The sequence below is a fragment of the Flavobacterium sp. ASV13 genome (assembly GCF_000745775.1).
Taxonomy (GTDB): domain Bacteria; phylum Bacteroidota; class Bacteroidia; order Flavobacteriales; family Flavobacteriaceae; genus Flavobacterium.
In genome coordinates this window covers 448459-463632 of record NZ_JQJY01000003.1, presented here as the reverse complement: position 1 = coordinate 463632, position 15174 = coordinate 448459, and the positions used below count along the sequence as shown (strand labels likewise).

Sequence of the window (15174 nt, the reverse complement as noted above, 5' to 3'; positions counted from 1 at the left end):
AAGAGAATATGCCTGAAGATAGCATTGAAAACATTGACTTTGCCGCGTTAGATAAGCGTGCAATTTCAAATCCCTTAGTTAATCATATTTATACCGCTGATCCATCGGCACACGTTTTTAACGGCAAAATATACATATATCCATCGCATGATATTGATGCGGGAATTCCATTTAACGACAATGGAGATCATTTCGGAATGGAAGATTACCATGTAATTTCGATGGAAAATGTTGACGCAGAAGCAGTAGATCACGGGGTAGCTTTACATGTTGATGATGTTCCGTGGGCAGTTAGACAAATGTGGGCGCCAGATGCGGCTTGTAAAAATGGCAAGTATTATTTGTATTTTCCGGCAAAACGCGCAGACGGAATTTTCCAGATTGGTGTGGCAATAAGTGATTCTCCAACTGGACCATTTAAGTCAGAACCAAATGCTATAAAAGGAAGCTACACTATTGATCCGGCAGTTTTTGAGGATAATGACGGTAAGTACTATATTTATTTTGGTGGAATTTGGGGCGGTCAGCTTCAAAAATATAGAAACAATACTTATGATAAGTCATATGAGGAGCCAAAGGCAAATGAAGAAGCTTTAGGGCCAATCGTAGCTTTGCTTTCGGATGATATGAAAGAGTTTGCCGAAGAACCAAAAGAAATCAAAATTTTAGATGAAAATGGAAATGCTTTATTAGCCGGTGATAACGATCGTCGTTTTTTTGAAGCTTCATGGGTTCATAAATACAACGGAAAATATTATTTCTCTTATTCAACGGGCGATACGCATTTTATTTGTTATGCAATTGGTGACAATCCGTACGGGCCTTTTGTTTACAAAGGACGTATTTTGAATCCAGTTGTGGGTTGGACTTCGCATCATTCTATTTGCGAAATTGAAAATGAATGGTATTTATTTTATCATGATTCGAGTTTGTCAAAAGGAGTGACACATTTGAGGTCCATAAAAGTGACTAAAATTGAATATAATGAAGATGGTTCGATTGTAACAATTGATCCTTATAATAAAGAAGATTAAACAAGACGATTTTCAAAATTAATTTTAAGATGATTGACTTAAGAACAGCTGGTTTAAAAATTATAGTATTAACCTTTTCTATGGTTAGTGTAATGGCATGTAAAAAAATTTTCCTGAAACCACAACCGGTTGTTCAAAAAGATGTTATTGTTTTTAATAGTTTTAATTATCAAAGAAGAGATCATGCGTCTGCGAATATTTTTAAATCAAAAGAAGGATTATTTGTAGACAACGTTTTTCCGTATAATTTGTCATTTCGAATTTCTAAAACGAAATGACAAAGGTGCGGTAAATAATGCTGTAATTTCTTTTGAAAACAGTTTGCGTGAGGGATAGAAGTGGAAAGCCCATCTCGTCTTTTGACGAGACGAGGACTTGAAACGTATAGCCCGGTTCGCCGCGGCGAAACACGCCCAAATTAGTAAGCATAACATATTAAAAATTAACAATTTTAATATAAAAAATAATTTTTTATAAAAGATTTTTAGCTACTTTAGCATAACAGAACGGAACAGAACGGTATGCTAAAAGAAGAAGAAAAATTTGAGTTTATAATTAATCACGAAAGTGATATTCCGAAGTATCAACAGTTGGTTGACGGAATTACGAATGCCATTGCGGAGAATATTTTACAAAAGGGAGATTTGCTTCCGTCAGTAAATGTAATCTGCAAAACGTATCAGCTTTCGAGAGACACGGTTTTTAAAGCGTATTCGATTCTAAAAGATCAAAATACGATTGATTCGGTGCCGAATAAAGGTTATTATGTAGCAGGCGAAACGAGAAAAGTGCTTTTGGTTTTAGACACTTTTAAGGCTTATAAAGAGGTTTTGTATCATTCGTTTGTGAATAATGTGCCGGACAATGTGATTACTGATGTGCAGTTTCATCATTATAATATTGATGTTTTTAAAACGATCATCAATAACGGAATCGGAAAATATTACAAATATGTAGTGATGAATTTTGATCACAAAGAGATTGCTCCAGCTTTGTCAGCGATTTCGAAAGATAAATTGCTTTTGATTGATTGGAATATTCAGGCGAAAAAAACAAATAATTATGTTTTTCAGGATTTTGGAAAAGCGTTTTATGAGTCTCTGACGGAGGCTGTAGATTTGTTTAAAAAGTATAAAAAGATACATTTTGTATATCCGGATTTTACCAATCATCCTTGGGAAACAGTAGAATATTTTAAGAAATTCTGTGCTGATTTCAATTTTGAATTTGAAATGATTACAGATCCGAAAAAGTTCAATATCGAAAAAGGAATTGCTTATATCAGTGTAAGCGACAGGATTTTGGGACACTTTTTAGAGCAGTGCAAAGAGAAAGATTTTGAACCGGGAAAGGATGTCGGATTTTTATCCTATAACGAAACCCCAATGAAGAAATTTATATACAAAGGAATTTCGGTTGTATCAACTGATTTTAAAGAAATAGGAACCAAAGCAGCGGCATTTATTACGCATGACGAAGAAACGCAGTGTTATGTGCCGACAAAATTAATAATAAGAGAATCATTGTAAGTATGTATTATATCGGATATGATATTGGAAGTTCTTCTGTCAAGGCAGCCTTGGTAGAAGTTGAAACGGGAAAAAAAGTAATCGTTTTGAATGAACCGCAAAACGAAATGGAAATTCTTTCGATTCACCCGGATTGGGCGGAGCAGGATCCTGAAATTTGGTGGCAGCACATTTGTACGGCAACCAAAAGAGCGATTCGTGAAGCTAATATAGACGCATCGAAAATTCAAGGAATTGGGATTTCGTACCAAATGCATGGATTGGTGATTGTGGATGAAGCTGGAAATGCACTTCGAAATTCTATTATCTGGTGTGACAGCCGCGCGGTTGAAATTGGAAATAAGGCTTTCGCCGAAATTGGAGAAGAAAAATGTATGTCACATTTATTGAATTCGCCAGGGAATTTCACGGCTTCGAAATTAAAATGGGTTAAAGAAAATGAACCAGCAGTTTACAATAAAATTGCTAAATACATGCTTCCGGGCGATTATATCGCTTTGAAATTAACAGGCGAAGTAACGACTACCAAAAACGGTTTGTCTGAAGGAATGCTTTGGGATTATAAAGAAAATAAAGTAGCCGACTGGCTTTTGGATTACTACGGAATCGATCAGTCTTTGACGCCAAAAATCGTAGAGAATTTTACAAATCAAGGTGTTGTTACTGAAAAAGCTTCAAAAGAATCGGGTCTTCCAGCAGGAATTCCGATTGTTTACAGGGCAGGAGATCAGCCAAATAATGCGTTGTCATTAAATGTTTTGAATCCGGGAGAAGTTGCGGCTACGGGCGGAACTTCGGGCGTTTTTTATGCAGTAAGCGAAATGTCGTCTGGAAAAAGCACTCGAGTAAACAATTTTGTTCACGTAAACTACGAATTAGAAACGCCGAGAGTAGGTAAACTTTTAAATATTAACGGAGCAGGAATTCAATACAGATGGCTTCGAAATAATATGGGCAACGAAAGTTATGAAGCAATGAACGAAAAGGCTTCGAATGTTGAGGTTGGATCAGAAGGTGTTGTTGTAATTCCGTTTGGAAATGGTGCGGAACGTATGTTCAACAACAAAAACATTGGAACGCATTTCTTAAATCTGAATCTGAATATTCATAACAGTGCGCATTTGTTCAGAGCTTCTTTAGAAGGAATTGCGTTTTCGTTTGTGTATGGAATGGAATGTTTAAAAGAGGATAATGCGACGATTAATGTCATTAGAGCCGGAAATGATAATCTTTTCCGTTCGGAGATTTTCTCCAATACTGTAGCGACTTTAATTGGTCATGAAATTGAAATTTACAATACAACCGGAGCAGTTGGTGCAGCAAGAGCAGTTGGTTTAAAAGATGGTGATTATAGCAAATTTGGCGCTAATGTTAGTGACAACGATCACGTAATGACGTTTTTACCGTTGCACAACGCAGCCCCTTATGAAACGGCTTATAAAAAATGGAAACAAGAATTAGAATTAATATTAACAACTAAATAAAAGAACAAATGATAGTTTTAGGAGATAAAGAATACTACAAAGGTATTGGCCAAATTAAATTTGAAGGAAAAGAATCTGATAATCCATTGGCATTTAAATATTACAATCCAGATCAAGTTGTAGCTGGAAAAACAATGCGGGAGCACTTTAGATTTGCAATCGCTTACTGGCATACTTTCTGTGGACAAGGTAGTGATCCATTCGGACCAGGAACGCAACATTTTGCTTGGGATCAGTCTTCAGATCCATATCAGGCTGCAAAAGATAAGGCAGATGCAGCTTTCGAATTCATCAGCAAAATGGGATTTGATTATTTCTGTTTCCACGATTACGATTTAATTGCTGAAGGACCAACTTTCGCAGAATCAGAAAAACGTTTGGCTTTTATTACAGATTACTTAAAACAGAAAAAAGCAGATTCTGGAATTAAATTGCTTTGGGGAACTTCAAACTGTTTCTCAAACCCAAGATTCATGAACGGAGCAGCTACAAATCCTGATTTCAATGTAGTAGCAAGAGCTGGTGGACAAGTAAAATTAGCGCTTGACGCAACTATCGCTTTAGGTGGAGAAAACTATGTATTCTGGGGTGGTAGAGAAGGTTATATGTCTTTATTAAATACAGATATGGGAAGAGAATTAGATCACATGGCGCAATTCCTTACAATGTCTAGAGATTACGCAAGAGCACAAGGTTTTAATGGAACTTTCTTTATTGAGCCAAAACCAATGGAGCCATCAAAACACCAATACGATTTTGACTCGGCAACAGCAATTGGATTCTTGAAAGAATACGGTTTAGACAAAGATTTCAAAATTAATATCGAAGTAAACCACGCTACATTGGCACAACACACTTTTCAACACGAATTAGAAGTTGCTGCAAAAGCGGGAATGTTAGGAAGTATCGATGCGAACAGAGGTGATTACCAAAATGGTTGGGATACAGATCAGTTTCCAAACAATATCCAAGAAACTACTGAAGCAATGTTGGTTTTCTTAAAAGCTGGCGGATTGCAAGGTGGTGGAGTTAACTTTGATGCTAAAATCAGAAGAAATTCAACTGACTTAGAAGATGTTTTCTTAGCGCACATTGGTGGAGCTGATACTTTCGCAAGAGCTTTACTGACTGCAGATAAAATCATCACTTCTTCTCCTTACGAGAAATTAAGAACGGAAAGATACAGCTCTTTCGATTCTGGAAAAGGAAAAGATTTTGCTGATGGAAAATTAAACCTAAAAGATCTTTATACTATCGCTCACGAAAATGGAGAATTAAATCTTCAAAGCGGTAAACAAGAATTGTTTGAAAATATTATCAATCAATATATTTAATTGATCAACAAACTGTAAATACAGTTTTTGCATAAAATAATTTTCGGTTTTGTGTGAGGTTACAAAATCGAAATGAAGATTGTTTTTTGTAGTTTTTCTTCTCTGGTGCATATTTGAAGGTTAGTTGATGCGCCAGAGAAAAATTTATTAATTAGTAAGTATGGCTGTTCGTTGCATGAAGCAGCAACAGCCATATCATTAATTTCTTGTTCAAAAGATGGATTTCTACTGTCTTTTCAAAGTAATTTCTTTTACTTTTTTTATTTCAAATTAAAACATAATACCATTTTTTCTGTATTGAAGATTCATTTTGCTATGAATTGAAAATATAGAATTTCTTAATGAACTCTATTAACATAAAAACTAAAAACCAATGAAATTTTTTATTGACACAGCAAATTTAAATGATATTAAAGAAGCGCAGGCATTAGGCGTTTTAGATGGCGTAACAACAAATCCGTCGTTAATGGCTAAGGAAGGAATAACTGGAAAAGCTAATATTTTAAAGCATTATCTGGATATCTGTAATATCGTTGACGGCGATGTTTCGGCAGAAGTAATTTCGACAGATTTTGACGGAATGATTAGAGAAGGCGAAGAACTTGCTGCTTTGCATCCGCAGATTGTGGTAAAATTGCCAATGATTGCTGACGGAATTAAAGCATGTAAATATTTTTCTGATAAAGAAATCAGAACAAATGTAACATTAGTTTTTTCGGCTGGACAAGCGCTTCTTGCAGCCAAAGCTGGGGCGACTTACGTTTCTCCTTTTTTAGGAAGATTAGACGATGTATCAACTGACGGAATGCATCTTATTGCTGAAATCAGAGAAATTTATGATAATTATGCCTTCAATACACAAATCCTTTCGGCATCTGTGCGACATACAATGCATGTAATTAATTGTGCCAAAGTAGGTTCAGATGTTATGACTGGACCATTATCAGCAATTAAAGGTTTATTGAAACATCCTCTTACTGATATTGGTTTGAACCAATTTGTAGAAGATGCTAAAAAAATGAATTTATAAGATTTTAAAATCTGTAGAGCATCAAAATGGAAAAATTAGAGGTAATTACGATTAAAAACAAATCGGCATTGGAAATGACAATTTCTAATTTCGGTGCAACAGTTATTGGACTGAAGGTTAAAAATGCAAAAGGTGAAATCTATGACGTTGCAGCAGGTTTGAAAAATGCTTCTGATTATCTTGAACCGCCTTATTCAAATGTAAAACTATTTTTAGGATCAAGTATCGGTAGATATGCTGGCAGAATTTCTGGTGGTGGATTTGAAATTGAAGATATCTTTTATAAGGTTGAAAATCAGAATGGCGTTCATCTTCATGGAGGCGAAAACGGATTTTTTAAAAAATTCTGGTCGATAAAAGAAGTGGCTGATGATCGAGTAGTGTTTTCGTATCAAAGCCAAAATCTTGAAGAAGGTTATCCTGGAAATTTGAGTATTGAAGCTATATTTGAATTGACACCAGAAAACGAAGTAAAAATTACTTACAAAGCTGTTACAGATCAGGCAACTCTAGTAAATTTGACAAGTCATGTTTATTTAAATTTAAACGGAAAAGGTTCTGTTTTAGATCATGAACTTCAAATCAACAGCGATTTTTATTTAGATGTTGACTCGAAATTGATTCCGACAGGGAAGCTAAATAAATCAGAAGGAACTACTTTTGATAGAAATCAAAAAGCTAAAATCAGAAGAGAAGATTTTAAAGGTTTTGATGATACTTTTGTATTTAATGAAAAGCAGCTAAAAGCATCTTTGTCTTCTGCAGAAAGCGGTATTAATATGAATATTTTTTCGAATCAACCGGCAATGGTTGTTTATACTCCCGAAAAATTTCCTGACTTACCATTTTCAAATAATAATCAATTTGGAACTTTTCCTGCTATTTGTTTTGAACCACAAAATTTTCCAGATGCTCCAAATAAAAACCATTTTCCAAATTCAATTTTGAGAGTAGGTGAAAGCTATTTAAACGAAATGATTTTCGCATTTACTTTTAAATAAATTAGACTCAAATAAAATTTTAAAGCTTCTTTTTTCAAAAGAAGCTTTTTTTATTGTTTTATGCAAGCGATTGTGTGAAAAACGATTCCTTTTTCTGGCAAAATAAAAACTTGATTTTGATTCTTATTATAATCATAAATAGTCGTTTAAGATTATTTTTTAAATTGTATAAGATACACTTATTTTTATATGGTTTTTATTAATGTTAAAATGCTGTAAGTCTTAGTTTTATTGAGTTTTGTGGAATTATTAGTTATTATTGAAAATCAATTAATATAGACTTAAATGTTTTGTTAAAAAAGAAGTTTTGTTGTTAATCGTTTAATTATTTGGCTTTAAAATTATTCAGTATTTAATTTAAGTGGTAATTTTTTTTGGTGTAAATAAAAAAATAATACACAACCGGTTGTGCGATTTGAAATTTTATATATATTTGTTAAAGAAATGCAAAAACATATGCTTTTTAATCTTGTAAAAAGCACATGATTTTGCTTCATGATTCTAAACTAACTTAATCTATATATTAACTATCTAACTTAATTTTTATGACTGACTTTTTTACAATTAAAAGCAAATCAAAGCTCCTGAAATGTCTGGGGTTTTTATCTCTGATGTTTCTGTTTTCTGTGAGTGCGACGGCTCAGAGTACAGTAACTGGAGTTGTATCTGACGCAAGTGGGCCAATTCCAGGGGTAAATGTGACTGTTAAAGGCACTAAAAACAGTGTCGCTACAGGTTTTGACGGAAATTATTCTATTACTAACGTGCCTTCAAATGGCGTTTTAGTATTTACTTTTTTAGGTTTAAAGGATAAAGAAATTCCTGTTGGAGGAAAGAATAAAATAAATGCAGTTTTAGAGGAAAACCAGAATAACCTGCAGGAAGTTGTAGTTATCGGTTATGGTACGCAACGAAAAGAGGCCGTAACTGGATCTGTTTCTTCAATTAAAGGAGAGGCAATTCGTGAAGTACCATCGGCTAATATTACTCAGGCTTTGCAAGGGCGTTTGGCGGGAGTGCAATTGAATCAAACATCTTCTAAACCTGGTGCCGAAATGCAAATTCGTATTAGAGGTACACGTTCCCTAACGGCTGACAACAATCCGCTGGTAGTTTTAGACGGAGTCCCATTTGCAGGATCGATTGGTGATATCAGTCCAGACAATATTAAAAGTATTGATATCTTAAAAGATGCTTCGGCAACAGCCATTTACGGATCTCGTGGTGCAAATGGTGTTATTTTAATATCAACAAATAAAGGACAAAAAGGACAAAGAGCAAAGTTTTCATACAATACATACAGTGGTTTGAAAACCATTTTTGCTAAATTCCCAATGATGAACGGACCTGAATTTGTTGCTTTGCGTAAAGCTGCTACACTTCCGGGAACAACTACTCCGCTTTATACAAACGGCGCAGATGAAGCTGACAATATAAATACAGATTGGCAGGATTTGATGTATGGTGCAGGTTTAGTGACTAATCATGATGTTGGCGTTTCGGGTGGTACTGAAACGGGCAACTATAATTTTGGAACTAGTTATTACAAAGAAGAAGCAGTAGTGCCAGGGCAGGATTACAGCCGTATAACATTGAGAGCAGCTGTAGATCAAGCAATTGGACAGTACTTTAAAGTTGGTTTCACTACTAATAATAACTATTCTATTTCAAACGGAGGTAATTTAAGTCTTTATAATACTTTAAGTACGACTTCTATATCTAATCCATATAATGCAGATGGTTCTTTGAAAAGAACGGTTAAGATGCCATTAGATGAAAACTGGGTATATACGAGAGGAACTATAGAAAATTTGGGAGATAAATGGATCGATCAGACAAAAGCTTATAGTTCTTACAATACATTATACGGTGAAGTAAAAATTCCAGGTGTTGAAGGTTTAAAATTTCATTTAGATTTAGGAGGTAATTTCCGTACTACTAATGGAGGTCAATATACAGGAGAAGGAGTATTTAGTATTAATCCAACAACAGTTTCTACGGCTTCTGTAACAAATACTCTTAATACGAACTGGACGATTCAAAACTTACTAACATACGATCGTACTTTTGGAAAACATCAAGTGAATGCCGTTGCAATGTATTCATCTGAACAAACAACATACAACAAATCACAAATTTCCGCTAAAGATATTCCTTCAGACGATTTCCAATTTTACAATTTAGGAAGAGCGGCAGGTGAAATTTCGGTTAACCCAGATAATCAGGACTATCAACAAAGCGGATTGGTTTCTTACATGGCGCGTGCTATGTATTCTTATGACAATCGCTATATGCTAACAGCGACTGTTCGTTCTGACGCTTCTTCAAGACTTGCTAAAGGACATCAATGGCATACTTATCCTGCGGTTTCTGCTGGCTGGAATGTTAAAAATGAATCATTTATGCAAAATGTGAATTGGCTGGAGCAGTTAAAATTACGCGCAGGTTATGGTGAAACTTCTAACCAGGCAGTTGCTCCTTATTCTACATTAGGAAGTTTAGCTTCAAGACCATACAATTTTGGAGAGACAAATACAACAGGATATTATGTATCGACATTGCCTAATCCTGATTTAGGTTGGGAATATTCGACTACAGTGAATTATGGTGTTGATTTTGGTTTATTTAAAAACAGGTTAACTGGTACATTTGAATATTATGTTACAGATACAAAAGATATTCTTTTAAGTGTTGGTTTGCCTCCAACAGCAGGTGTGGGAAGTTATACAGCAAATATTGGTCAAACTCAAAATAAAGGTTATGAATTTACGCTTAACGGAACAATAATCGATAATGCAAATGGTTGGTCGTGGGATGCTGGTGTTAACTTCTATTCAAACAAAAATAAGCTTGTAGCGCTATCTTCAGGACAGACTCGTGACGAAAACAACTGGTGGTTTGTTGGTCATCCAATTGATGTAATCTTTGATTATGAAAAAACAGGACTTTGGCAACAAGGAGATGCAAATCTTACTAAATATGAGCCGGGAGGAAATGTTGGTATGATTAAAGTAAAATATACAGGAGATTTTAATGCAGATGGTTCACCAACAAGACAAATTGGACCTGCGGATAGACAAATCATAGATGTAAATCCTGATTTCCTTGGAGGTTTCAATACTCGTGTAGCTTATAAAAACTTAGATCTTAGTGTAGTAGGAGCTTTTCAAAGTGGAGGAGTTTTGATCAGTACACTGTATTCTTCAACAGGTTACTTAAATATGTTAAGTGGTCGTAGAGGAAACGTAGAAGTGGACTATTGGACACCAGAAAATACAGATGCAAAATATCCAAGACCAGGCGGAATTTCAAGTAATGATAATCCAAAATACGGATCAACTTTAGGATACTTTGACGCTTCTTATGTTAAAATCCGAACAATCACCCTTGGTTATAATATTACTGAAAAATTCATTAAGGATTTAGGAGTTGATAGATTTCGTTTGTACTGCACCGTGCAGAATCCATTCGTAATTTATTCACCTTACCACAAAGAAACTGGTATGGATCCTGAAACCAACTCATACGGTAACGAAAATGCTGCAGTAACTGATTTCTACAAAAGACGTTTACTGACATTAGGAACAAACACTCCTTCAACTCGTACCTTTTTGCTTGGCCTTAATTTAACATTTTAAAAAAGATAACAATGAAACCTATACAAATAAAAACTTTTATGGCAACAGCGATGATAGCGCTGTTCCTGGGAGCATGTTCTAATGTTTTAGAAGAAGAGCCTCGCAGTATTTATACTCCTGAATATTTTAAAACCGAAAAAGGGGTTACAGCAGGATTGACTTCTATGTATGCACATTTACGTTATATTTACGGACAAGGTTATTACTATAATACAACTGAAACCGGAACTGATGAGGCAACTTATGCACAAAGTGCCGATGCCAATTTCAAAGATATGGATCTTTCTGGCGTTGGATCAATCACGCCTTCTTCAAGCCGTGCAGATGCTTTATGGCAACCGGCATTTATCAACATTAATACGGCAAGCGGAGTTATAGAAAATGCTACAGCAATTGGAACTGTTTCAAACGCAATGATTGCTGAAGCTAGATTCTTCCGCGCATTTGATTATTTCTTGTTAGTTCAGACTTTTGGCGGAGTGCCATTAGATTTGGGAGCGGGCGAACTTAAGTTCAATACAAGTCCGTCAAGATTCTCTGTTAGAAATACGGTGCCACAAGTTTATACAAAAGCAATTTTTCCTGATTTAGTAACAGCAGTAAATGATTTGCCAGATGTTGGAAGAGTAAAAGGTGGCGTGACTAAAACGGCTGCCAGACTTTATTTGGCTAAAGCTTATTTGACGTATGCATGGTGGTTGAAAAATCCAAACAATATTCCAACTTATCCTGAAACTACGCGTGTAGATCCAGACGGGCATGATGCAGCTTGGTATTTCCAAAAAGCGTATGATGTAGCAGCAGCAGGAATTGATAGCCACGGTGCATTTGCATTGCAACCAACTTACTACGATGTAAACTTAGGAAGCAACGACCGCAATAGCGAAATTGTATTATATGCAGACCACACAGAAAAAAGCGAATTTTTTAATGCCAGCAGTCTTACGTTTTCAAATGGTAATGCACCAGAAAACTTTGCTGTTTGGATGATGACGCCAAATTATACTGTTTTAAGAAGTTCTGGCGTAAGTTCAGTACAGCGTGAAGCAGAACAGCATTTAGGTCGTCCATTTGTTCGTATGTGTCCAACTATTGGCGCTATTGCGAATACATTTGCCGACAAAACAAATGATTCTCGTTACGATGGAACGTTTACAACGGTCTATCGCGGAAACTGGAACAAAGCAGGAATTACGACTCCGACTTTAAATAATGCAAATGGTTTGCCAGTTGCTCCAGGAGGCGCAATACTTTCATTCTTAAATGCTGAAAATCCAGCTATTGTTTATGCAGCAGGAAACGGACCAGAAGGCGGAGCTGTTGGAGCAGGAGTATTGCCAGGAAGATCTGATTTTGTTATCGCTCCAAGCGGTATTAGTAGAATTATTTTCCCAGGTTTATGGAAACTAGGTACTTATAGAACAGATAACGGAACTGGACTTGGTTCTCCAAATGGAGCCAACACACGTCCTTATAATATTGCAAAATTATCAGAACTTTATTTGATTGCTGCGGAAGCTGCTGTTATGGGAGCAGCTCCTCAAGGAGGAAAAAGTGCGAGAGAATTGGTAAATGTTTTACGCGCTCGTGCCGGAAAATGGAGATTTGATAACAATGGAAATGTAGCAAAATCAGCTGATAACAGTGCAGCAATGACTGCAGCAACACCGGCAGTTATTGATATTAATTACATTTTGGCAGAGCGTTCTCGTGAATATTATGGTGAAGGATACCGTTGGTACGATTTGCTTCGTACTCAAAAATGGACAGAACTTTCAAGTTCGTACCAAATTTGCGGTCCAGCATACGGAAATCATACACCACTTACAGTAGCAAGAGATATTAAGCCATATCACTATTTACGTCCAATTCCGCAAGTTCAATTTGATGCAATGATTATGACAAATGAAGAAAAAGCGGTATATCAAAATCCAGGCTACTAGGAAATAAAATCCTAATGCTGGAAATAAAATGATAAAACAAATCAAAGCAGCAATTAAGTTAGATAAAGTTGTAAGTAAGTGTTTATTCTACAGAATTGGTTAGAACTGCAAATCAATTTGTTTTATAAAAAGCCGAGAGTTGAGCCCTCTCGGCTTTTTGCTGTCAGATATACGGGCAGAATAATTATATTTAGAAATGATTTCAGAATTAAATCAGAAAAAATAAATTGTAAAATGAAAAAAGTACTAGTTTTTATTAGCCTACTTCTTTATTCGGTCATTTATTCCCAAATAAAACTCCCGAGGTTGATTAGCGACGGAATGGTTTTGCAGCGTGATATTCCAGTGAAAATTTGGGGTTGGGCAGCGCCTAATGAAAAAGTTGAGATTGCTTTCAACAAAAATAAGTTTAAGGCCACAGCCGTACAAAATGGAAATTGGGAAATTATATTGCCTTCTCAAAAAGCAGGCGGACCTTATGAAATGACTTTAACGGCAAGCAATACAATTGTTTTAAAGAACATTTTATTTGGTGATGTTTGGCTTTGCTCCGGACAGTCGAACATGGAACTTCCTATGGAACGTGTAAAAGACAAATACAGGGATGTAATTGCAAAAGCAAATAACTCAGAAATCAGACAGTTTTTAGTGCCGGATCAATATGAGTTTGCAAAAGAAAATACTGATTTGTCAAGTGGTGAATGGAAAGAAGCAAACGCATCAAATATTTTGGGTTTTTCAGCTGTTGCCTATTTTTTTGCCAGCGAAATTTATGCAAAATATAATGTTCCGATTGGATTAATCAACAGTGCTTTAGGAGGTTCTCCGGCTGAATCTTGGCTTAGCGCCGATGCCATTAAAAAATTCCCTGATTATGATGCCGAATACCAGAAATTCAAAGACGGAACTTTAGGTGCACAAATCGAAGCAAACGACAGAAAAATCAGCAGCAACTGGTATTCTGAAGTAAATCGTCAGGATGAGGGTTTGAAAAAACAATGGGCAAAAGCAGATTTCGATGATATTGATTGGCCGGTTATGAATATTCCAGGATATTGGGGCGACTATACTTTAGAAAAAACGAATGGAGCAGTCTGGTTTAGGAAAGAAGTTAATTTATCAAATTTAAAAGCTTCTTCGGCAAAATTGATTTTAGGAAGAATTGTAGATGCCGATTCAGTTTATGTTAACGGAAATTTCGTTGGAACAACTTCGTATTTATATCCGCCGAGAAAATATTCATTTGATCCAAAGTTCTTAAAAGAAGGAAAAAATGAAATTGCAATCAGAGTTATTAATAATTCCGGAAAAGGTGGTTTTGTTGAAGACAAACCTTATCAATTGATTTTAGATAAAGATTCCCTTGATTTGAAAGGAGAATGGAAATACAAATTAGGAGTAAAAATGCCTCCTTTGCCACCGCCAACTTTTATTAGATGGAAACCTGTCGGACTTTATAATGCTATGATTGCGCCTTTGAAAAATTACGCAATAAAAGGCGTGCTTTGGTATCAGGGAGAATCAAGCACTAAAAAACCTCAGGAATATGCAGCACTTATGGAAACCTTAATCACAAGCTGGAGAACAGAGTGGAGGCAGGGTGATTTTCCGTTTTTATATGTTCAGTTGGCAAATTTTATGGAACCAAAAACAGAACCAGCTGAAAGCAATTGGGCAGCTTTAAGACAACAGCAAAAAAATATTTTAGCAGTTCCAAATACAGGAATGGCAGTAATTATTGATTTAGGGGAATGGAATGACATTCATCCACTAAATAAATACGATGTCGGAAAAAGATTGGCTTTACAAGCCAGAAAAGTGGCTTATGGAGAAAAAAATATAGTTTCTTCAGGACCACTTTTTAAATCGATGGAACAAAAAGGAAATCAACTTATTTTGTCTTTTACGGACACAGGAAGCGGGTTAATAGCTAAAAATAACACAAGTTTGAAAGGTTTTGAAATTGCAGGAAGCGACGGAAAATTTGTTTGGGCAAGCGCTGTTATCGAAAACAATAAAGTCAAAGTTTGGAATGAAACTATTTCAAAACCAGTAAAAGTTAGATATGCGTGGGCAGACAATCCAGTCGAGGCAAATTTATATAATAAAGAAAATTTACCAGCTTCGCCTTTTGAGGGAAGTTTAGATAAATAAAGATCAAAAAGAAAGCAGGATTTCAAA

At 35.5% G+C, this 15174-nt stretch carries 10 protein-coding genes; all 10 read left to right on the top strand.

What is annotated here, in order from left to right:
- The first annotated feature begins 8 nt into the window (after window positions 1–8).
- Entirely contained in the window at window positions 9–1034 is a 1026-nt protein-coding gene (locus tag GQ47_RS09270; RefSeq protein ID WP_035647545.1) for a glycoside hydrolase family 43 protein, read from the top strand.
- Window positions 1035–1063: 29 nt separating this feature from the next.
- Window positions 1064–1312, top strand: a complete 249-nt coding sequence (locus GQ47_RS09265; protein WP_035647542.1) for a hypothetical protein — start codon at window positions 1064–1066, stop codon at window positions 1310–1312.
- A gap of 243 nt (window positions 1313–1555) precedes the next feature.
- Complete coding sequence (locus GQ47_RS09260) at window positions 1556–2563, top strand: GntR family transcriptional regulator (RefSeq protein WP_035647539.1); 1008 nt, start codon at window positions 1556–1558, stop codon at window positions 2561–2563.
- A gap of 2 nt (window positions 2564–2565) precedes the next feature.
- Complete coding sequence (locus tag GQ47_RS09255) at window positions 2566–4047, top strand: xylulokinase (RefSeq protein ID WP_035647537.1); 1482 nt, start codon at window positions 2566–2568, stop codon at window positions 4045–4047.
- A gap of 8 nt (window positions 4048–4055) precedes the next feature.
- Complete coding sequence (gene xylA / locus GQ47_RS09250) at window positions 4056–5381, top strand: xylose isomerase (protein ID WP_035647535.1); 1326 nt, start codon at window positions 4056–4058, stop codon at window positions 5379–5381.
- A gap of 373 nt (window positions 5382–5754) precedes the next feature.
- Window positions 5755–6411 (top strand): fructose-6-phosphate aldolase, encoded by a 657-nt coding sequence (gene fsa / locus GQ47_RS09245; protein ID WP_035647534.1) that lies wholly within the window; start codon window positions 5755–5757, stop codon window positions 6409–6411.
- Window positions 6412–6437: 26 nt separating this feature from the next.
- Entirely contained in the window at window positions 6438–7412 is a 975-nt protein-coding gene (locus tag GQ47_RS09240) for an aldose epimerase family protein (RefSeq protein WP_035647532.1), read from the top strand.
- Between the two features lie 545 nt (window positions 7413–7957).
- Window positions 7958–11050, top strand: a complete 3093-nt coding sequence (locus tag GQ47_RS09235) for a SusC/RagA family TonB-linked outer membrane protein (RefSeq protein WP_035647531.1) — start codon at window positions 7958–7960, stop codon at window positions 11048–11050.
- A gap of 11 nt (window positions 11051–11061) precedes the next feature.
- A complete protein-coding gene (locus GQ47_RS09230) occupies window positions 11062–12993 on the top strand; it encodes a RagB/SusD family nutrient uptake outer membrane protein (protein WP_035647528.1) in 1932 nt (643 codons plus the stop codon).
- Window positions 12994–13227: 234 nt separating this feature from the next.
- Entirely contained in the window at window positions 13228–15147 is a 1920-nt protein-coding gene (locus GQ47_RS09225) for a sialate O-acetylesterase (protein ID WP_051951457.1), read from the top strand.
- Window positions 15148–15174 lie beyond the last annotated feature (27 nt).

Bases quoted from the DNA above. Each gene is read 5' to 3' on its own strand.
- GQ47_RS09230 (WP_035647528.1), top strand. From the start codon at position 11,062: ATGAAACCTATACAAATAAAAACTTTTATGGCAACAGCGATGATAGCG.
- GQ47_RS09225 (WP_051951457.1), top strand. From the start codon at position 13,228: ATGAAAAAAGTACTAGTTTTTATTAGCCTACTTCTTTATTCGGTCATT.
- fsa (WP_035647534.1), top strand. From the start codon at position 5,755: ATGAAATTTTTTATTGACACAGCAAATTTAAATGATATTAAAGAAGCG.
- GQ47_RS09270 (WP_035647545.1), top strand. From the start codon at position 9: ATGCCTGAAGATAGCATTGAAAACATTGACTTTGCCGCGTTAGATAAG.
- xylA (WP_035647535.1), top strand. From the start codon at position 4,056: ATGATAGTTTTAGGAGATAAAGAATACTACAAAGGTATTGGCCAAATT.
- GQ47_RS09240 (WP_035647532.1), top strand. From the start codon at position 6,438: ATGGAAAAATTAGAGGTAATTACGATTAAAAACAAATCGGCATTGGAA.
- GQ47_RS09255 (WP_035647537.1), top strand. From the start codon at position 2,566: ATGTATTATATCGGATATGATATTGGAAGTTCTTCTGTCAAGGCAGCC.
- GQ47_RS09260 (WP_035647539.1), top strand. From the start codon at position 1,556: ATGCTAAAAGAAGAAGAAAAATTTGAGTTTATAATTAATCACGAAAGT.
- GQ47_RS09265 (WP_035647542.1), top strand. From the start codon at position 1,064: ATGATTGACTTAAGAACAGCTGGTTTAAAAATTATAGTATTAACCTTT.
- GQ47_RS09235 (WP_035647531.1), top strand. From the start codon at position 7,958: ATGACTGACTTTTTTACAATTAAAAGCAAATCAAAGCTCCTGAAATGT.